The sequence below is a fragment of the Heyndrickxia acidicola genome, assembly GCF_001636425.1.
Lineage (GTDB): Bacteria > Bacillota > Bacilli > Bacillales > Bacillaceae_C > Bacillus_AE > Bacillus_AE acidicola.
The window spans coordinates 922,694-940,905 of the sequence record NZ_KV440953.1 but is presented as its reverse complement, the minus strand read 5'-3'; the positions used below and the strand labels follow the sequence as shown (position 1 = coordinate 940,905).

The 18,212-nt window shown below is 38.3% G+C and carries 20 protein-coding genes; 3 read left to right on the top strand and 17 right to left on the bottom strand.

Translation table 11 applies throughout. The features are described 5' to 3' along the window. Nucleotides 1–345: 345 nt before the first annotated feature. Genes A5N88_RS04420 through A5N88_RS04410 form a run of 3 tightly spaced genes read right to left on the bottom strand, consistent with a single transcriptional unit; the run spans nt 346 to nt 1,401 of the window. A complete protein-coding gene (locus A5N88_RS04420) occupies nt 346–627 on the bottom strand; it encodes a hypothetical protein (RefSeq protein ID WP_066263540.1) in 282 nt (93 codons plus the stop codon). Between the two features lie 11 nt (nt 628–638). Further along, entirely contained in the window at nt 639–1,025 is a 387-nt protein-coding gene (locus A5N88_RS04415) for an SHOCT-like domain-containing protein (protein ID WP_066263537.1), read from the bottom strand. Nucleotides 1,026–1,035: 10 nt separating this feature from the next. Continuing rightward, the gene (locus tag A5N88_RS04410; protein WP_066263534.1) at nt 1,036–1,401 is read right to left on the bottom strand and encodes a DUF2089 domain-containing protein; all 366 of its coding nucleotides are present in this window, start codon (nt 1,399–1,401) and stop codon (nt 1,036–1,038) included. 607 nt (nt 1,402–2,008) lie between these two features. Between A5N88_RS04410 and A5N88_RS04405 the strand changes: the two genes are divergently transcribed. Continuing rightward, a complete protein-coding gene (locus A5N88_RS04405) occupies nt 2,009–2,209 on the top strand; it encodes a cold-shock protein (protein WP_066263532.1) in 201 nt (66 codons plus the stop codon). A gap of 419 nt (nt 2,210–2,628) precedes the next feature. Here A5N88_RS04405 and A5N88_RS04400 read toward each other — a convergent pair whose 3' ends face one another. From A5N88_RS04400 to A5N88_RS04340, 13 genes are all read right to left on the bottom strand, one after another. Then, nucleotides 2,629–3,126: a CarD family transcriptional regulator gene (locus A5N88_RS04400; RefSeq protein ID WP_066263530.1), complete on the bottom strand. Its 498-nt coding sequence runs from the start codon at nt 3,124–3,126 to the stop codon at nt 2,629–2,631. Between the two features lie 304 nt (nt 3,127–3,430). Next, nucleotides 3,431–3,733 carry a hypothetical protein gene (locus A5N88_RS04395; RefSeq protein WP_066263528.1) on the bottom strand — a complete coding sequence of 101 codons (303 nt, stop codon included), beginning with the start codon at nt 3,731–3,733 and terminating at the stop codon, nt 3,431–3,433. A 272-nt stretch (nt 3,734–4,005) separates the two neighbouring features. Further along, entirely contained in the window at nt 4,006–4,890 is an 885-nt protein-coding gene (locus tag A5N88_RS04390; RefSeq protein WP_066263521.1) for a proline iminopeptidase-family hydrolase, read from the bottom strand. A 309-nt stretch (nt 4,891–5,199) separates the two neighbouring features. Then, the gene (locus A5N88_RS04385; protein ID WP_198160173.1) at nt 5,200–6,060 is read right to left on the bottom strand and encodes a dimethylarginine dimethylaminohydrolase family protein; all 861 of its coding nucleotides are present in this window, start codon (nt 6,058–6,060) and stop codon (nt 5,200–5,202) included. Nucleotides 6,061–6,266: 206 nt separating this feature from the next. Then, a complete protein-coding gene (locus tag A5N88_RS04380) occupies nt 6,267–6,491 on the bottom strand; it encodes a hypothetical protein (protein WP_066263518.1) in 225 nt (74 codons plus the stop codon). A gap of 310 nt (nt 6,492–6,801) precedes the next feature. Next, nucleotides 6,802–7,203, bottom strand: a complete 402-nt coding sequence (locus A5N88_RS04375; protein WP_066263514.1) for a MaoC/PaaZ C-terminal domain-containing protein — start codon at nt 7,201–7,203, stop codon at nt 6,802–6,804. Further along, the gene (locus A5N88_RS04370) at nt 7,200–7,649 is read right to left on the bottom strand and encodes a MaoC family dehydratase N-terminal domain-containing protein (protein ID WP_066263512.1); all 450 of its coding nucleotides are present in this window, start codon (nt 7,647–7,649) and stop codon (nt 7,200–7,202) included. The genes A5N88_RS04375 and A5N88_RS04370 overlap by 4 nt, the downstream gene beginning before the upstream one ends. Before the next feature lie 18 nt (nt 7,650–7,667). Continuing rightward, nucleotides 7,668–8,432 (bottom strand): 3-oxoacyl-ACP reductase FabG, encoded by a 765-nt coding sequence (fabG, locus tag A5N88_RS04365; protein WP_066263509.1) that lies wholly within the window; start codon nt 8,430–8,432, stop codon nt 7,668–7,670. 36 nt (nt 8,433–8,468) lie between these two features. After that, nucleotides 8,469–9,644 (bottom strand): acyl-CoA dehydrogenase family protein, encoded by a 1,176-nt coding sequence (locus tag A5N88_RS04360; RefSeq protein ID WP_066263506.1) that lies wholly within the window; start codon nt 9,642–9,644, stop codon nt 8,469–8,471. A gap of 99 nt (nt 9,645–9,743) precedes the next feature. Next, complete coding sequence (locus A5N88_RS04355) at nt 9,744–10,895, bottom strand: acyl-CoA dehydrogenase family protein (RefSeq protein ID WP_066263503.1); 1,152 nt, start codon at nt 10,893–10,895, stop codon at nt 9,744–9,746. A 29-nt stretch (nt 10,896–10,924) separates the two neighbouring features. After that, a complete protein-coding gene (locus tag A5N88_RS04350) occupies nt 10,925–12,091 on the bottom strand; it encodes a thiolase family protein (protein WP_066263500.1) in 1,167 nt (388 codons plus the stop codon). Between the two features lie 203 nt (nt 12,092–12,294). Then, nucleotides 12,295–13,890: a long-chain-fatty-acid--CoA ligase gene (locus A5N88_RS04345; protein ID WP_066263498.1), complete on the bottom strand. Its 1,596-nt coding sequence runs from the start codon at nt 13,888–13,890 to the stop codon at nt 12,295–12,297. Nucleotides 13,891–14,029: 139 nt separating this feature from the next. Next, nucleotides 14,030–15,784 (bottom strand): sigma-54 interaction domain-containing protein, encoded by a 1,755-nt coding sequence (locus tag A5N88_RS04340; RefSeq protein ID WP_232317520.1) that lies wholly within the window; start codon nt 15,782–15,784, stop codon nt 14,030–14,032. A 256-nt stretch (nt 15,785–16,040) separates the two neighbouring features. Between A5N88_RS04340 and A5N88_RS04335 the strand changes: the two genes are divergently transcribed. Together A5N88_RS04335 and A5N88_RS04330 are read left to right on the top strand one after the other, a co-directional pair. Continuing rightward, nucleotides 16,041–16,901: a hypothetical protein gene (locus A5N88_RS04335; protein ID WP_066263493.1), complete on the top strand. Its 861-nt coding sequence runs from the start codon at nt 16,041–16,043 to the stop codon at nt 16,899–16,901. A 17-nt stretch (nt 16,902–16,918) separates the two neighbouring features. Beyond that, nucleotides 16,919–17,824, top strand: a complete 906-nt coding sequence (locus tag A5N88_RS04330) for a VanW family protein (protein WP_066263490.1) — start codon at nt 16,919–16,921, stop codon at nt 17,822–17,824. 102 nt (nt 17,825–17,926) lie between these two features. Here the strand turns inward: A5N88_RS04330 and A5N88_RS04325 are convergent, their stop codons facing one another. Next, on the bottom strand, nt 17,927–18,211 hold the full coding sequence (locus tag A5N88_RS04325) for a DUF6509 family protein (RefSeq protein WP_066263488.1): 285 nt from the start codon (nt 18,209–18,211) through the stop codon (nt 17,927–17,929). Between the last annotated feature and the right edge of the window lies 1 nt (nt 18,212).

Genomic DNA, 18,212 nt, shown 5'->3' with positions numbered 1-18,212 from the left:
TTTTATAATGAGTAAAAACAATAATAACGATTATCGAAAAGAAGAAAAAAAATAGAACTTAATAATATTTTAAAAGATGTTTAATGACTAAATCGTTGTTGGATTAAAGAGCGTTAGTTTACCATAACATTATTTGGACATTAAAATTCGAAAACAATAAAGCTAAATACAACCCCTAATTCATTTTCTTAGCGTAGAACATCAGGGGTTGTAATCTTAGAAAATGGCTTATCGTACAAAATTTCCGATATCTTGGCGGTACCCCGAAAGTTGTGCAAAATCGCTGTTTCCCGAATGAGTCCTTCTAAAAATGCCTGCTGCTAATTAAAAACGAGAAGTTTAATTTTATAGCTTAATTTTGACTTCAGAACCATCTTTGGAGGTAATGTGTACCAACGTTAAACCTTTATGCCTTTTCAATTCTTTTAAAATGGGTTTAAGCGTTTTCTTATTTAAAGCTGGTAAAAGAAGAACTGTGGGATTGTCTTTCATTTTCATCTGTGTCCAAATGGTAAGCCTTCTTTGAAGTAATTTTGAGGAAAAAAGGGATATGCCCATTTCTAATATTAGATAGGGGACCGGAATTTTAACTCGCACATCCTTTGTTTTCACGTTAACATCCAGCACGGAAGTACCTCCTATTCGATTCTCACACTAACTGTATCCCCATCTGCAGACCGAACGTCTATAATTTGACCATCCAATTCATTTTCTATCGCTTCAATAATGAGGTCTACATCAATATTTTTTACATATTTTTCAGATTGAGGGATACTTGATGCAATATTATGTCCAGCGAGCAGGACAACTTTCACCAGCTTTATAGGCAGATTTACATTGACGTTATCATCCACAGAAGATTTCACCTGAATTTTTAGCATTTTGTCTGCGTACTTTGAGGATTTATTGATCACATGTTTTTCTGTATCCTTTTGTTTCAATACCTCAATTAATTCTGATGCTTTTTCCGAATCAATTTTTCCTTCCTGGACCATGGTCAACACTTTTTCAATTTCCGCTTTCATGTTCATCCCCCTAGTTTTCTTTTAATAGGCGGATGGCTTCATCAGGTGTAATCTCACCCGTTTCTACCATCGCAATAATCTTTTTTCCATCAGTTTCAGTTTTCTTTTTTTGTTCGTATCCCAGTACGGTTAGGAGTTCATTTAGCTTCCCCCGTACAGTAGGATAAGAAATGCCAAGTTCTTTCTCAACTTCTTTGATATTTCCTCTGCACATAAGAAATACTTCTACAAATTGAAGCTGTTCTTTCGAAAGCGAGGCTAATTTAGATACTTCAAATTCATTTTCAATGGTGGTCTGGCAGTGGGTGCAATGAAGCCTGGTAATTTTTAAAGTGTGGGTACAGACTGGGCAATTTGTTAATAATTCATATGGCATGTTGTTGACAATCCTCCCCTTCGATTAATGATATTATACTTAATATTTCTTAAAAAATATACACAAAAAATTAATTTTAATAAAATTTATTTTTGATTATTTAATTGGATGTTTAATTTTATTAATATTCAATTGCGATTTAAGTTTTCACTATGTGAAAGATCAAGATACAAGTGTTCATGACATTTTCAAATGTAGTATCCTTATACTATATTTAGCTCTGTTAATTTCCGCTGCAGTCACTCGCTTTCCACTGCATTCAACATAGGGAAAAATCATATCAATTTTCAATAGAGACCACCCTGCTAAATCATATTCCCACCATGGTGTATGAAAATGTGTACTCGTTCATAACTATAATGCAAGGATTATTATCAGAGGTCGGTTTAGATTGATGATTCGAACTCGTAATAGAAGTTCATTTCAGGGTAGCCTATAAAAACCCATTATTCTTTATTTGCAAACTTATTATCTTTACTGTTATAATAAGATAGAATTATTTTTGTTCGGTGTAAAGGATAGTATAAGTATTGACTTTTCGTCTTGATGATCACTTTGGGCAAGGATAGTAATACAATGTGTGGTTACACACTAGGAGGCAACAACAATGGAAAAAGGTACAGTTAAATGGTTTAATGCAGAAAAAGGTTTTGGCTTTATCGAACGTGAAAATGGAGACGACGTATTCGTTCACTTCTCTGCAATCCAAACTGAAGGCTTCAAATCATTAGACGAAGGTCAAAAAGTAACATTTGACGTTGAGCAAGGTGCTCGTGGTGCTCAAGCTGCTAACGTACAAAAAGCTTAATTAAACTAATAGATAAAAACAGGCTCTTTTCAAAAGAGCCTGTTTTTTTTGATCTGTTTTCGCATTAAAAAACCCTGCTTAGCGAAGGAGCAGGGTGTTGAGACAGGTACTATAAAATGATTACACACTTAAAAGGTTAATTTTAGTATACCATATAAATTTAATTATGCGGAGTTTATATCATTCATGATCTTATTATAGAAAATAAAAAATATGGATGAAAATTATTTATATTCGTCTTAAAAAACGTATTCCAAGACAATCTTCTATATCATAGGCTCTCAGTTCCCAAGTGTATGAAGAGGGATAGATCATAACTGATTTTCACATTACATTGGTCAAAATTAGTTAAATAGAGAATATTTCGCATTTAGCGACGAATATAAAGATGAGTATAAGAAGTTGGGTAAGGAGTAATTTTAACAGAAGCTTCTAAATTGTTGTTCTGAAATCCCTTCGATTAATTCCAATTCACTAATCAAAAACTCGCGTGCGTTAACCAGCATTTTTTTTTCACTTCCATTAAGTGCTTTTTCTTTCTGCATACGCATTAAATCGCGTACAACTTCAGCACCCTCTTGGATTTTTCCTGTTTTAATTTTTTCACTGTTTACTTTAAAACGTTGCTTCCAAACAAGTGACCGATCCGACTCTCCATGTTTAAAGATTTCTATAATATTTTCTAATGCCATCAAATCAGTTACTGGACGTAAACCGGAATTAATTATATTACCTGCAGGAATCATTAAATGCAAATTACTAATGGACATTTTTATTACATAATACTGTTGTTTTTTTCCTAAGACTTCCTTTTCTTCGATTGCTTTAATCTTACCTGCTCCATGCATCGGATAAACAATGTTATCACCTATCTGAAACAAAAAAACACCCCCATAAATGTTACCATACTTAATCATAACACTCCTGATGTTTTTTATCAAATTAACAATAATAACATAGGTATATTTTTGAGTCAATCTTTTTTGTGATTCTAAATGTAAAAAACATATTATTTATCCATAAAAAGGAAAGGCATCATCCGTTTCATATTTACCTTGTATTACTGAATGAGTATTTCTACACAAGGATTTTCCTCAGGCAGATAATCTGCAATCCCCTTGCTCTCGTTCCTGCACTATCCCCCTATATTTTCCCTACTACTCTATATAAGGGGATAGTAGCCCTCTCTTGGAACACGCAAATTAAATTTTTTCTTTTGTACTAAGACTTTATTACGTCTTTTTTTGTTCTCAATTCGTTGTTAATATACTTTCTATTCTTATATAAAAATCGAATTAATTCTTGGCCTTTTAATTCCACTTCATTATCATCACAATAGGCTGAACCTTTTCCGTGAATTGTCCACTTTGCTTTAGTTACATAATGCATTAATGTCCAATTCCCTGCTCGGATATAATCTTGAAATACAAAATAATGCTTATTTCCTTGTTTATCATATGTGGCTATGTCTAAGAAGTTATTTAGAAAATATTCAATATCTTTCTTGTAAACAATCAATTTCATATTTTCTACTCCTCATCTTATTGTTTTTGACATTTTAACATAATATGTTAATAGTCTGATAGAGTTTATTTTTTGTTTTCCCTATTTAATACTTGGTTTAAAAGCTTATAAGAAGTGGGATTGTTAGAATAGCTAAGGTAGGATTCTGGATGTGTTCTTTATTATTGCAAATTTAGAACATAGATATGATAGAACAAAAAGAACCATCATTCTTGACAAGGTCTACGGGTTAACCATTATCATTTCTCTTTATAGATTTCGGACAGTGGATGTCATTTCCCTGGAGGTTTATCCACACTGCTTAAAAATTCACGAACCACTCTTACGTACTCTTCTTGTTCCTCAAAATATGGCATATGAGCGCTATTTTCAAATACGTGAAACTGGCTTCCCGGCGTAAGGCTGCTAAAATATTCTGTTGATTCAGGAGTGGCTTCATCAAATCTCCCGCAGGTATATAGTGTCGGAACGTCAATTTCTTTTAATTTGGATGTACAATCAAACTCCTTTAAGTTGCCGGTAACGTGAAATTCTGATGGGCCCCACATGACATTATAAATCGTTGTATTTCTGTATTTAGCTCCTTTTTTTAAAAACTCTGGATCTGAATCAATCCTGCAAACGAACTGCTTATTAAATTCGGCAGTCGCTTCTTTATATTTCTTTGAATCTGTTGTTCCATTTTCTTCACATGCTTTTAATGTGGCTTGTACGTCCTCCGGTAATAGCTCTCTGTTCCGCCGCTGGTCTTCTGCCCAGAGAGGTGCACTTAAACATGGACTGGAGAAAATGACACTCTCTACACCATCTGGTTTGGTTAACATATAAGCTGCAGCAAGAGTGGTCCCCCAAGAGTGGCCTAGAATATGTATTTTCCCTAGGGATAATTCTTTTCTGATCTGCCCCAGCTCCTCCACGAAACGATTTAGCGTCCATAGTGACAAATCGTTTGGCCAATCTGATTTCCCGCACCCTAATTGGTCATAAAAGTAAACCGCACGATCTTCTGAAAGAAGCCTTAAGTCCTGAAGAGAATAGTGAGATGAACCAGGTCCTCCATGAACGATCATTAGCGGTGTTTTTTCCGGATCTCCCTCATGGTGCTGATACCATACTTTTCCGCCTGTAACCTCTACAAAACCTTCTTGTATCGCCATTCATATCCCTCTTTTCTGAATTCTCCTACTATTATCCTTTAAAATATCTTAAATGGAAAGATAATATAGAGGCTGTCCTATATTAATTGATGAACGGCTCTCAGATAGGCAGCGATTGTAACAGCAGCCAGCGCTCAATTTCCGCCTAAAAAGTACTGCCTTAACACTATTTTCATGGATAACAAAGGAAAAGAAGGACAACCTCTTTTCCATTATGCGTTTTTCTTATTAATACTGTTTTCCAAAACTATTTTCGGGTCAAACATCAAAGTGAATGATTGGAGATATCATTCGGAATCACTACCTTATCTAAACGGTATGCTGCCTAAATACAGGTAGAGTACAGCATCGGAAGGAACCGCCGCTTTTAATAATTTCAGTAATGTCCACTTCAATGACTTCAAAACCATGGTCTCTAATCTGTTGATTGACTATTTTGTTTATCGGGAGGCTCAAAATTTTATTATTTCCGATAGAAAGTACATTCGTTCCAAGCGTAAATTGCTCATCCTTAGTTACTTCAATTAAGTGATATCGTTTTGATAAAATATCAGCTTCCTGCTTTTGGAATGCTTCAGGGAAATACAGGGCGAGCTCCGGTGAAATAACATTGAACACACAATCCAGATGTAAGTATTTTTCTGTAAAAGGAACGGGAACGACTTCAAATTCTTTTAAAAGACTTTGCAAATGTTGGACAGCTCCAAGATTTGTCCGATTACTTAAGCCGACATAAACAGTATCACGGTCAACTATGACATCGCCTCCTTCAATAAAATGCCCAATCAGATTATAATACGAGATTTCTTCATCCTCGAGCCATTGCTTTAAGACATCCTGCTCTCCTCGCCTAACATCGCTGGCCATTTCTGCAACAAAGATCGTCTTACCCAATGTGAAGCCAATATCCCGTGTAAATACCTGCTCAGGATACTTTTTATGATATGGAAGCAATATCACTTCAATTCCGTGGTCACGTAAGACATTCACCATCTTCCCATGCTGTTCAAGCGCTTTCTCAATGTGTATCCCTTCATCCTTAAAATGCTCCTGTGTTTCGTTTATAACCTCTCTTATTGTCATATATTGAGGCTGGCAGACAACGACCCTTTTTAATACGTCAAACTCACTGTAACAAAGCGTTTTATGCTTTTCTTCTGGATTTGTCATACATTTCTCCATCCTATCAGTGTTTTAATGTATAGGTTGCCCTAAAGATACAGATAAAACACTAGGATTGAAAATGGAAGCTATCTTTCCATAAAATGAGAAATAGAGAAAAAAACAAAAGAGACTATTCCAAATGGCGCAATGAAATAAAGTGACTTTGGCTAGAACTGTTTTTTTGCTTGTTGGTTTCCACTGCAAGCATTTCTTTACTCTTCTATCTGATCCTCCTGCTGGGTTGATTTCAGCTGCAGGAGCTCGCTTTCCGCGGGCGGCCGGGATCCTCGTCGCAAGCTCCTGTTGGGTCTCCCAAAGGCCAGCTGATCAAGCAAGAGTCTCGCGTATCCGCTCCAATGAACCTTTGAAATAAATTCAAAATGGGATTGTACATGGACATAGGCAGCGCTCTGATCGTCCTGCAGGTTGATTTTCACCCCGAATATTCGATTTTCGTGGGTGGTTGTGGAACCACATCGGTTGCATGATTTTGCTGAATCCCCACAATAACTTGCAGGAGTTATTTGCCTTCCAATCTAATCAACGTTGAATCCATACAATCTTTGGGTATTACTAGACTCTGCGCTATTCGTCCTGCCTGTTGTTATCTGCTCAAATAAATTTTTAACAGATAGACACCATGCTATTATTCGCAACAATTGTTCTTCTCCTTATTCCTTTTTCTATAAAAAAGAGGTGGCTCAAAAGCACGCTTAGAATGCCTTTTGAGTCACCTTCTTTTTAAGTCTAATATAAAGTATATTGAATGGTTCCTGCTATTACATCCGTACCTTTTTGATTTTGAGCTGCTACTTCAAAATGAAGATTTCGTTCATTTTTTTTCTTAAGCCTTGCTTTTAAGGTAATGACATCGTCCAAAAAAACCATTTCTCTGAAACGGATGGAATAATCATTGATGAAGCCTTCCTCATAATAAGAGGTAAAAAGCTTGGACAGATTGCCCATTGTCCACATGCCATGGGCAATAATTCCCGGCAATCCCGCTTTTTTAGCCTCTTCATCAATTGTATGGATAGGATTATAATCCCCGGATGCACCAGCATATTTAATCAGCTCCAGCCTTGATACCGGTGGAAGTTCAATTTCCTGCAATGAATCCCCTGGAATAATTGAAGCTATTTTGCTCATACACTCATCACCTTTCGAACCGCTTCATTAATAATGACAACCTGTTCGTCTGTGAATATCAATTCACCCTTTGGCGTTTCACCATATCTTTTTATCACAAGAAAACCCATATAGCCCTGCTTTCCTTTTCTCTCATAATACTTTTTAACTTCCTGAAAACAATAGATTTCTTCCCCCACATAGAGCGGCCTTTCATAGTGAAAGGTTTGCTCTCCATGAATGAGTCCTTTTTCCGGCAAAGATAAGTCTTCGATTATACCGTAATCAAAGACACGAGGAAAAGTAGGAGGGGCAATATTTCGACCATATCTGGATTTGATGCCTGCTTCTTCATCAATATAAATAGGATGTACATCTCCGATAGATTCTGCAAACTTTTTGACAGCCCCGCGTTCCACTATACATTTCATTTTTTGTGAGCGCTTACCAATTACTTCAGAAAACATTTTTATCCCTCCTTTTAATCAGTTTTTTGGCCCCCCGGCTACATACATTACTTGCCCATTTACGAAAGAAGATTTTTCATCGGCGAAAAATGTAACAGCATTTGCGATATCAGCTGGTTTTCCGCTTCTGCCAACAGGAATTTGAGCTACACTTACCTGAATTAAGTCTTCGAATGAAATGCCAATCCTTTTTGCCGTATCCCTTGTCATCTCTGTTTCAATAAATCCAGGAGCAACCGAATTGGCCGTTATTCCGTATTTTCCAAGCTCAATAGCAAGCGTCTTAGTAAAGCCCTGTAAGCCTGCTTTCGCTGCGGCATAGTTAGCCTGTCCGCGATTACCAAGTGCTGAGGTAGAAGATATATTAATAATTCGACCATACTTATTATTAACCATGTGCTTTTGGGCGGCCCGAGCAGCATTAAATGAGCCTTTTAAATGGACATCCATAACCGTTTGCCAGTCGCTGTCTGTCATTTTAAAGAGCAGATTATCCCGTATTACCCCAGCATTATTGACAAGAATATCAAGTGAACCAAAGCTTGAGACTACTTCTTCCATGGCATTTTCCACTTCCTCGGCCACAGTGACATTTGCTGCTTTTGTATAAATGGCATATCCCTTTTCGCGTAATTCATGAGCCGTTTGGCTTAGTGCCTCCTCATTGACATCGATAATGGCTACCTTTGCTCCTTCCTCAGCGAACTGCTCCACAATCGCTCTGCCAATTCCTCTGCTTCCCCCAGTAACAAATGCTGTTCTTCCCTCAAATCGTAATGTCATTTTGTCTCCTCCTCTTTCTGTAATCTATTCTTCTATTTATATATATTGTCCAATCTTTACATGGCCTTTAAGAAGATTTCTTGAAATAATTAATCGCTGAATTTCATCGGTACCATCATAAATTCTCCAAAGTCTTGCTTCGCGGTACCAGCGTTCGATTGGAAGTTCTCTTGTATAGCCCATGCCGCCGTGAATTTGAAGTACTCTGTCCACCACTTTGTTTCCCATATTAGCTCCGTACAGCTTGGCCATAGAGGCAAGATGGCGGTTATCCTCGCCATGATCAAGTGTAAAAGCAGCATTTAAAACAAGCCATTTAGCTGCTTCTATTTCAACGGCTGAATCGGCAATCTGCCACTGTATTGCCTGTCTATCTGCAATTGGACGCCCGAAGGTTTCACGTTCTTTCGAATAATCTATGGCCATTTGCAGCAATCTTTCGGCAGCTCCAACAGCACGTGCGCCTACTACCCACCGGGCAAACCCAATCCATTCTAGCCCGAGTTTATACCCTCCGCCGACTTCGCCCAAAATATTTTTTTCAGGAACACGAACATTATCAAAAATTAATGACGCAGGACCCCATTCACCCATCGTATGAATATATTCTGATTTCCAGCCCATATCCCTGTCTACAATAAAGCATGTCACACCATCACGGCCTGTAGCTTCATGTTTTTCTTTGTCTGTTATGGCGATGACCATGACAAAGTCAGCTTCATTACCGCCTGTTATAAAAGTTTTTTCACCATTTAATATCCATTCGTCCCCATCTTTTACAGCAGTCATTTTAATATTTCTGGTATCTGATCCAGCACTGGGCTCCGTCATGGCAAAACAGGATTTTTTCTCCCCGTTAATAGTAGACAGCAAATATTTTTGCTTTTGTTCTTCGTTTCCGTAATATAAAATGTTGTCCGCAGAACCGCCAAAGGTAAAGGGAACGAATGTTTTGGAGACTTCCATAAGCACAATGGCCATCATCATTTGACCAAGCTCAGCTCCTCCATACTTCGCAGGTGTATTAATCCCCCAAAAACCCGCTTCCTTTGCCTTCAGCTGAAGCTCCTTCATTTTTTCGGCTGGGAGACTCGGTTTTCCTTCTCTTTCATTGCGGAGGACTTCGTTTTCAAGCGGCATCAATTCTTTTTCTACAAAACGGCGAATCGTTTTTTGAACCATCTTTTGTTCATCGGTTAAGCGCAGATACATGTCCTTCACTCCGTTCCATCAATTTAAGTTCAAAGCGGCTTTTATCTATTTCTCTCGATTCTCCACTGTATATAATTCTATTAATAGAGTATTTTCCCTCTACTTGCTGTATTCTTTTTTTAATTGGGCGGCAATAATATTTTTTTGAATTTCAGAGGTTCCTTCATAGATTCGTGTAATTCTGGCATCTCGGTAAAACCTTTCAATTGGATAGTCCATGATGTAGCCCAGGCCGCCGTGAATTTGTACAGCCTTATCTGCAACCCTGTTATACACCTCAGACCCAAAAAGCTTCAACATGGCAGCTTCTTTGACGACATTTTCTCTTTTGTCAACCATCCAGGCTACACGGTATGTGAAAGACCTTAATGCTTCAATGTCCAATGCCATTTCAGCAAGCATGTGGGCAATGGCCTGGTGTTCAATAATTGGAACATGAAATTGCTCCCGTTCTTGTACATAATCCATGCACATATCTAGCAGTTTTTGAGAGGAGCCCAGATTTCTTGCTGCCAGCCCTGCTCTTCCATTAGCCAGAATTTTAAGGGCATTTACATAGCCCTGGCCAACTTCACCCAGTATATTTTCTTCTGGAACCTCACAATTAGTGAAAATGCATTCGGCTGAATGTGAGCCTCTAAGTCCCATTTTCCTTTCTTCTTTTCCCACTTTAAATCCCGGGAAGCCTTTCTCTACTATAAATGAAGTGATTCCTTTTGCTCCCTTTTGAGGATCTGTTACAGCCATTACGGTAAAAATATCTGCGACCGTTGCGTTGGTAATGTAATGTTTCGTTCCATTTAGGATATATTTGTTCCCCTTTTTCACTGCGGTCGTTTTAAGATTTGTAGCATGTGAACCTGCCTGTGGTTCGGTAAGCGCAAAGGCACCCAAGCGTTTGCCGCTAGCCATATCAGGCAGATATTTTCTTTTTTGGGCTTCTGTCCCCATTTCTACAATCCCGACTGAACCGATTCCCGTATGTGCCCCAATCAAGGTAGTATATCCGTTATGTGTTTTACCGATTTCTTCATACAATGCACATTTCCCGACCATGCCAATTCCCAGACCGCCATATTCTTCCGGGATACTTAAGCTAAACAACCCCATTTCTCTTGTTTTTTCAATAAGTTCAATGGGAATATCATTTTCTTCTTCAATTTGCCTCGCATACGGTTCAACTTCATTCTTCACAAATTCCTTAATATTATTTTTTAATACTTTAATGTCCTCATCCAGCTGAAAATCCATTTTCTCATTTCCTTTCCTGTAAACCTGGATTACGCTCTTCTTTCAAGAGCTAGTGCGATTCCCTGGCCACCGCCAATACAAGCTGTAACAAGTCCTTTTCTTACTTTTCTCCGTTTCATTTCATAGGCAAGCTTTGTTACAAGCATGGCACCGGTTGCGGCAATTGGATGTCCGTGGGCTATGGCACCCCCGTTTACATTAACTTTATCCATATCAAGGGATAATTCACGGGTACATGCCAATACCTGTACCGCAAAGGCTTCATTTATTTCAATAAGATCAAAATCATTAAGCGTACTGCCAGACTGTTTTAAAAGCTTTTCAACGGCAGGTACAGGTCCGATGCCCATTAGATTCGGATCAACACCCGCAATGGCCCAATCAGTAATATAAACAAGCGGCTCCAAATCTCTCTTGATTGCTTCCTCTCTTGACATTAAAACAAGAGCTGCTGCTCCATCATTTATTCCTGAAGAATTACCGGCTGTTACACTTCCTCCATCTTTAAAGGCAGGCGTCAGCTGTGCAAGGCTTTCCATGGATACGTGGGGGCGCGGATGCTCATCCCTTGAAAAAAGCTCGTTCCCCTTTTTGGTTTGGATGGGAATTGGGACAATCTGTTCCTCAAAAAGATTACTCTCCATTGCTGCTGCCATTTTATGCTGGCTGCGAAGCGCAAATAAATCCTGTTCTTCTCTTGAAATTCCATACTTATCTACCAGATTTTCAGCTGTGATTCCCATGGGAGGATCTCCGATAAATTCTGGAGAAAGCTGCCTTTTAACGAATTTTGGCGGAAAGCGATCATATGCTTTTTCCTGGGGAGCCAGCAGATATGGGCTTCTCGACATGCTTTCTGTCCCCCCTGCCGCTACTACGGATGCATGACCAGCTATTATGGCTTGTGCAGCCAGGGCAACGCTATTAATCCCGGATCCGCATTGACGATCGATTGTGATACCTGGAATAGTATATGGCAAACCCGCTTCCAAAAGGGTTAAACGAGCAATATTCCCTCCGCCCGATAAGCAATTTCCAAAAATGACATCATCTATTTCCTTCCCCTTTAATCCAGCCCGTTTTATTGATTCCTTTAACACAATAGCACCGAAAACGGATGGATGCAGTGCAGATAATGCCCCCCCTTTTTTAGCAATCGGCGTCCTTACTGCAGATACGATAACGGCTTCCGTCAACCGTAAACACTTCCTTTCTATGAAACACGTAGTTTCCCATTCTTATTCCTTGCAAGTTTCATGCCAAAAAATTGGGAACGAAAAGTAAGACGTTTTTATTAATTGGACTCAAAAAAATACATATTTGAATCAAAAGTAATCCAGCCCGCAGTGAAACCTTAATACAAAAGTGAATTAGGGATTCATTTTTGTATCAACTTTGTTTAATTTCTGTTTTCGGGAGAATATAACTCTTTTAACTTTCTTTTAAGTATTTTTCCTACAGCTGTTTTTGGCAGTTCATCTACAAAGTCTATGGAGTTTGGAACCTTATATGCCGAAAGCCGATGACGGCAAAACTGAATAAGCTCCTCCTCATAAGCTTTATTAACTTCTCTTAAAACAACAAATGCCTTTACTGTTTCTCCTCTGTATTCATCTGGTATTCCAATAACTGCGGCTTCCAATACATTGGGGTGGCTGTATAAAATATCCTCCACCTCAATTGGATAAACATTGTAACCGCTCGCCAAAATCATTTCTTTTTTTCTTCCTACAATATAGAAAAAACCATCTGTATCCATAATGGCCAAATCTCCAGTAAACAGCCAGCCATCTCGTATCGTGCGGGCTGTTTCATGCGGCATTTGCCAATATCCTTTCATAATCTGGGGTCCGTTGATTACTAACTCTCCTACCTCTCCAGATGGAAGCTCCACTGTGCCAGTAGCAATATCCACTATTTTGGCATCAGTATTTGGCAATGGAATGCCGATGCTGCCGCGTTTTTGAAGTCCAGCTACGGGATTCCGGTGTGTCACCGGCGAAGCTTCAGATAGTCCGTAGCCCTCTGCCACTGAGGTGCCGCTAATTTCATTAAAACGATTGATTACTTCAACAGGCAAAGGAGCAGAACCGCTTGTACATGTGGTAAAGCAGCTAAGGTCAAACGGATGAGTATGATAATAATTCAAAAGAGCAATATACATGGTCGGCACACCAGGAAAGGATGTTGGCTTGGTCTTTTCTATAAGATTCACTACCTCGTCAACCTGGAATCTGGGAACAAGAATTAAATTTCCTCCTGTATAAAAGGTACAATTCATTGCGCTTGTCATCCCGTAAACATGGAACAATGGAGATATGGACAATACTCTTTCTTCCCCTAAACGAGTTTTTATGAGAGAAGTGGAAACACATTGCAGAGTATTGGCAACAAGGTTATAATGTGTCAGCATTGCCCCTTTTGCCCTCCCCGTCGTTCCACCTGTGTATTGAAGTACAGCAACATCCTCTTTTGGATTTATTTCCACATTGGGAACGTATCCATCGGACTCATTGAGCATTCTTTGGAATCTATTTTTATTTTCTGCAGAAACCGGAATGATCTCTGAGATAAAGGTTTCCCCGACTATATCTTGTACAATAGGGAGTAAATCCTCCAAAACAAACAAAATCTTTGTTTGGGAATCCTTTAAGACATGGAGCAATTCTAAGGATTTGTACATTGGATTAATTTGAACAATCACAGCTCCCAGGCTTAAAGCCGCATAATAAATCATTGGATATTCCGGACAGTTCGGAAGCATGATGGCTACTTTGTCTCCTTTGTCCGTTCCCAGCTTATAAAGCTCTACTGCGATTTTTTTTATGGCGCCAGCCAGTTCACTGTACGTAAAGGTACGATTATAAAAGGTCACTGCTATATGGTTATGATACTTCTCCGATGATTGGCAAAAAAGCTGGTTCAATGACATTTCAGGAATATGAATTTCAGTTGGATTTCCTTTTGCAACGTGTTTTAGCCAAGGTTTTTTCATCTAATATACCCTCCATGCAGAAAGAATCATTACATACAGAATAAAAGCAAGAAGTATACCAAAATCCGGGAATAACAAAGTTATTCCCGGATTTACATAATAAAAGTGTACATTTCCTAGTAGAAACAGAATGGTACACTTATTCCGTTAATTTGTATTTTTGAAGTTTTCGAACAATGGTAGCCTGACTTGTTTTAAGCTTTCTTGCTATTTCGTACGTCGTTCCATAGTGTACCAAGGCTTTTTCCAGCGCTTTTTTTTCAGCCTGCTCTGCTATCTCCTTCAGTGATAAATCAAGAGAGGGTTCATCTGCCAATTTGCAGAATGACTTATAATCATCTGGTAAATCATCCATTCCTAATATGTCTTTTGGGACCGTTAAGAGCATACGTTCCATAAGGTTGGACAGCTCCCTTACATTCCCGGGCCATTCATAGTGAAGGAGAAAGTCATGCAATTTTTGATCAAGCTTTTTTGATAAATAATATTTTTGGTTATAGGCATTTAATAAAAAGTAAACAAGCGGGAGAATATCATCTTTCCTTTCCCGTAAAGGAGGAATACATACAGGTACAACGCTGAGCCTATAATAAAGATCTTCTCGGAATTCTCCTTTTCTCACCATTTCCTTTAGGTTTCGATTGGTTGCAGAAACAATCCTTACGTCCACTTTCTTTGTTTTTGTTCCACCGACTCTTAAAATCTCTTTGTCCTGAACAGCACGGAGAAGCTTAACCTGTACGGATAGAGGCAATTCTCCAATCTCGTCCAAAAATAGAATACCTTTATGGGCAAGTTCAAACAACCCTGCCTTTCCAGTCCGGTTTGCACCGGAAAATGCCCCGCCTTCATACCCGAATAATTCAGACTCAATCAGTTCCTTAGGAATGGCGCCGCAATTGATCTTGACAAATTGCCCTTTTTCAAAACGGGAGCTTGTACGGTAAATATATCTAGCTAGTATGTCTTTTCCCACACCGGTTTCTCCCAGTATAAGAATTGAGGTATCAAAGCGAGCCATTCTCTGAGTCATTTGGTAAAGGTCCCTCATCTTTTCACTTTCAATAATGATATCGGGCTCAAGAGAGGAAATGGACTTGAGCCTGCTGATTTCCTTCTCATATTCCTTGTTAAGCAACATCGCTTTCTGTAATTCTTCATTGAGTTGATTTAACTCTGTCAAGTCTCTTATGTTCGTCACAATTTTATCTATTTCACCCTTTTCATCGAAAATGGGGCTTCCGGTCATTAAAGTTTCTTTATTATTGTAATTTTTCTGCACTAAGGAAACAGTCCTTTTTTGCTCTATTACATGTTGAGTGACAGATTCCTGCAGAATCCCTCTTTTTATTAAATGGGCAATATTTTTTCCTAGATAATAATGCTTAGGAATTCCTGTAATTCTTTCAATAGCGGAATTTGTTTTTAGGGTGTTTCCGTATTTATCCGTGATATAGATTCCATCATAAGAACTTTCGATAATGGCATCCAGCTCATGGTTCGCTGTATCCAGTTCCTTCACTCGTGCTTCTAGTTCAAAGTATTCCTCTCCAGGGCCAAACATGTATGCTTTTGCTTGTTCTTCATTATAAAAACATTTCTTCCAAAGAAGAATGTATTTTTCACTTCCCTTAGAAGCACAAACCATATTTTTTCTTTTTGATGACCAACGATCAAAAGCACCTTCCAAAGAATCACCTATGTTTAACGTATGAAAAACACCGCCTTGTTCTTTTTGATGGATCCCCATCCAGATAATCATATTTTTTTGATCTGTAATAATGATTGTAAATGGTACGTCTGCAATCCCATCTATCAATTCCTCACCCCATTTGTTCACCAGGCTGACAGAGCCATAAGTAAATACCAGCACCAGTACTAGAAGTGCTTTCATTTTTATTTTTATAATAGACTATTTATTTGTAAATAATCAAACTATTGCGTTTCAAAGCAATTATTAAATCTAATGCTTTGTTAAAGGGCCCTGTTTTTTTTAGCACATTCGTTTAAAACGGCAGTTTCATACGCCTTTCAGAACTGCTATAAAACGTACTGTTATCAAGTCTAAGTGAATTTCCAAATTTTATAAGCTATTCACTTGCCAATATTGTACATTCTAAAAATGAGGAACACGAACGGAGTTGATTACTATGCTTAAAAAAGGATGTAAATGGCTTTTGGTGATTGCTTTTTTATTTACTTTGTCACAACCAGCTTCTGCTTCTGAAGGAGAAAAAGACAAAACCTGTTCATCCGGCCGTATTAGAATTGAATTGCTGCAATGGAATGAAGTGGATAAAATCATTCCCCGTAATGCAATTTTTACGGTTATTGATATAGAAAGCAAAAAAAGCTTTCAGGTTCAAAGAAGAGCAGGAAGCAGGCATGCCGATGTTCAACCCTTAACTGTAAAAGATACAAAAATTATGAAAAGCATTTATGATGGAAAGTGGAGCTGGAAGCGGAGAGCTGTATTAATCTCTGTAGGTAATCGATTAATTACGGGGTCTATGCATGGAATGCCTCATGGAGCTGGAGCACTTCAAAATGATTTTCCCGGTCATTTTTGCATTCACTTTGCCGGAAGTACGACACATAAAACAAGAAAAGTGGATCTTTCTCATCAAATTATGATTTTAAAAGCCGCCGGGAAAGCGAATGATTATCTTAATTCCCTTTCCTCTTTTGATTTAACCAATGCAGCATTGATTTTAATTAAGAATCAAGAAAAAACCTTGACTCGCTCTTTAATCATTTCAAAAATTGAAGACAAAAGAGCCCTTTTTGAGCAGCTGCAAAAGATTGAAGCGATTCAATGGAAAATTCTGAATGAAACGGGTGATACACCAGACTCACTCGTTTCCCATACATCTGCAGATATTAAAATGATTGTAAAAGGCCATGGTAGGATTAATAAGGTTGTACCCTTTACCTTGTTAAGGACCTCTCCATTATCTCCTTGGAAAATAAATATTGACCCTTTATTGCAAATGATCAATCAAGATAAATAAGGAAGGAGGTAACGATCATGAAATCACTAGTCTCGTTATTGTTAGGCTTAGTTATCAGCCAGCCAGGAAATATGATCCTTCAGCATAACGGAGACGTTTTAGAAAATATACATCGTTCGGATTATGATAAGGTCCCTTTTGAACAAATGATGGTGGATACACATAAATTACAAACACTTTTAAATCGTTTGGAGAAAAAGGTTTATGTAAGTCCACTAAATGCCACTGTTGACTCCCAGGGAAAATTAATTAGTGAAAAAGCAGGGCAAAGACTTGATCGTAAAGAATTTATTCATCAATTTTATTCCTATTATTATCAAAAGGGACAAACCATTCTATCTGTACCACTAAAGACCATCTATCCAAAAGTGGACAGCGAGCTCCTTTCCAGTATACAAAGTAAACAGATTGGCCAGTATATAACATATTTCAATAGCCTTAATAAAGAAAGAACCCATAATATCCAATTAGCCGCCACCGCAATCAATGGACAAACCGTTTTACCTGGAGAAACTTTTTCTTTTAATAAGACAGTAGGAAAACGAACAAGTGCAAAAGGATATTTGAAAGCGCCTGTAATTGTAAGAGGAGAGCTGTCAGAGGGAATAGGAGGAGGTATCTGTCAGGTCTCCTCTACTCTTTTTAATGCGGTAGACCGAGTGGGAGTTACAATTGTGGAAAGGTTTTCTCATAGCCGAAGTGTTCCCTACGTTCCTCCTAAGAGAGATGCAACAGTCAGCTGGTATGGCGCTGACTTTGTTTTTAAAAATCCGTATAGCCAGCCTATTTTGATAAGGGCAAATGTTTATGGCGGCCAGCTTATTGTACGAATTTTATCTTCAGAAGAACTTGTCCATCACAGCAAGTCTCTTCCGGATGCTCCAAGCAAGCTGCCGGTTGAAATCCTTTCAGATAAACAGTAGGCTGAATGGATTGGTCGTTCTCATTATATATTGCTGCCTTTTATTAACGACGATAATGTAAAAGCTTAACCAAATACAAAGAGCAGGCTAAGCCTGCTCTCACTATCCTTCAAGATGGTTCTGGCAAAAATCAAGAATCATTGCTTCTTCATCTTCTTCCAATTCAAAATCCAATAATTGGTCTGATACTTCTTCATAAATATGATATTGTGCTATTCTGGCACCCTTTGTATCTACTGCAAAGATTACTTTTGCATAGATTCCATTTTCAGAATATAGCTCATCTTCTTCATCTACCTCTATGTAAAGATAGAATTCATAGCGGTCTCCTTCTAGAATTCCTGTAGGATCCTGCAGCTTATCTACTGAGTAGCGTGTAATTTCCATA

Bases quoted from the DNA above. Each gene is read 5' to 3' on its own strand.
- A5N88_RS04415 (WP_066263537.1), bottom strand. From the start codon at position 1,025: ATGAAAGCGGAAATTGAAAAAGTGTTGACCATGGTCCAGGAAGGAAAA.
- A5N88_RS04390 (WP_066263521.1), bottom strand. From the start codon at position 4,890: ATGGCGATACAAGAAGGTTTTGTAGAGGTTACAGGCGGAAAAGTATGG.
- fabG (WP_066263509.1), bottom strand. From the start codon at position 8,432: ATGACATTACGATTTGAGGGAAGAACAGCATTTGTTACTGGGGGAAGC.
- A5N88_RS04330 (WP_066263490.1), top strand. From the start codon at position 16,919: ATGAAATCACTAGTCTCGTTATTGTTAGGCTTAGTTATCAGCCAGCCA.
- A5N88_RS04395 (WP_066263528.1), bottom strand. From the start codon at position 3,733: ATGAAATTGATTGTTTACAAGAAAGATATTGAATATTTTCTAAATAAC.
- A5N88_RS04400 (WP_066263530.1), bottom strand. From the start codon at position 3,126: ATGATTAAGTATGGTAACATTTATGGGGGTGTTTTTTTGTTTCAGATA.
- A5N88_RS04355 (WP_066263503.1), bottom strand. From the start codon at position 10,895: ATGGATTTTCAGCTGGATGAGGACATTAAAGTATTAAAAAATAATATT.
- A5N88_RS04375 (WP_066263514.1), bottom strand. From the start codon at position 7,203: ATGAGCAAAATAGCTTCAATTATTCCAGGGGATTCATTGCAGGAAATT.
- A5N88_RS04335 (WP_066263493.1), top strand. From the start codon at position 16,041: ATGCTTAAAAAAGGATGTAAATGGCTTTTGGTGATTGCTTTTTTATTT.
- A5N88_RS04360 (WP_066263506.1), bottom strand. From the start codon at position 9,644: ATGTATCTGCGCTTAACCGATGAACAAAAGATGGTTCAAAAAACGATT.
- A5N88_RS04345 (WP_066263498.1), bottom strand. From the start codon at position 13,890: ATGAAAAAACCTTGGCTAAAACACGTTGCAAAAGGAAATCCAACTGAA.
- A5N88_RS04405 (WP_066263532.1), top strand. From the start codon at position 2,009: ATGGAAAAAGGTACAGTTAAATGGTTTAATGCAGAAAAAGGTTTTGGC.
- A5N88_RS04325 (WP_066263488.1), bottom strand. From the start codon at position 18,211: ATGGAAATTACACGCTACTCAGTAGATAAGCTGCAGGATCCTACAGGA.
- A5N88_RS04385 (WP_198160173.1), bottom strand. From the start codon at position 6,060: ATGACAAATCCAGAAGAAAAGCATAAAACGCTTTGTTACAGTGAGTTT.
- A5N88_RS04370 (WP_066263512.1), bottom strand. From the start codon at position 7,649: ATGTTTTCTGAAGTAATTGGTAAGCGCTCACAAAAAATGAAATGTATA.
- A5N88_RS04410 (WP_066263534.1), bottom strand. From the start codon at position 1,401: ATGCCATATGAATTATTAACAAATTGCCCAGTCTGTACCCACACTTTA.
- A5N88_RS04340 (WP_232317520.1), bottom strand. From the start codon at position 15,784: ATGAAAGCACTTCTAGTACTGGTGCTGGTATTTACTTATGGCTCTGTC.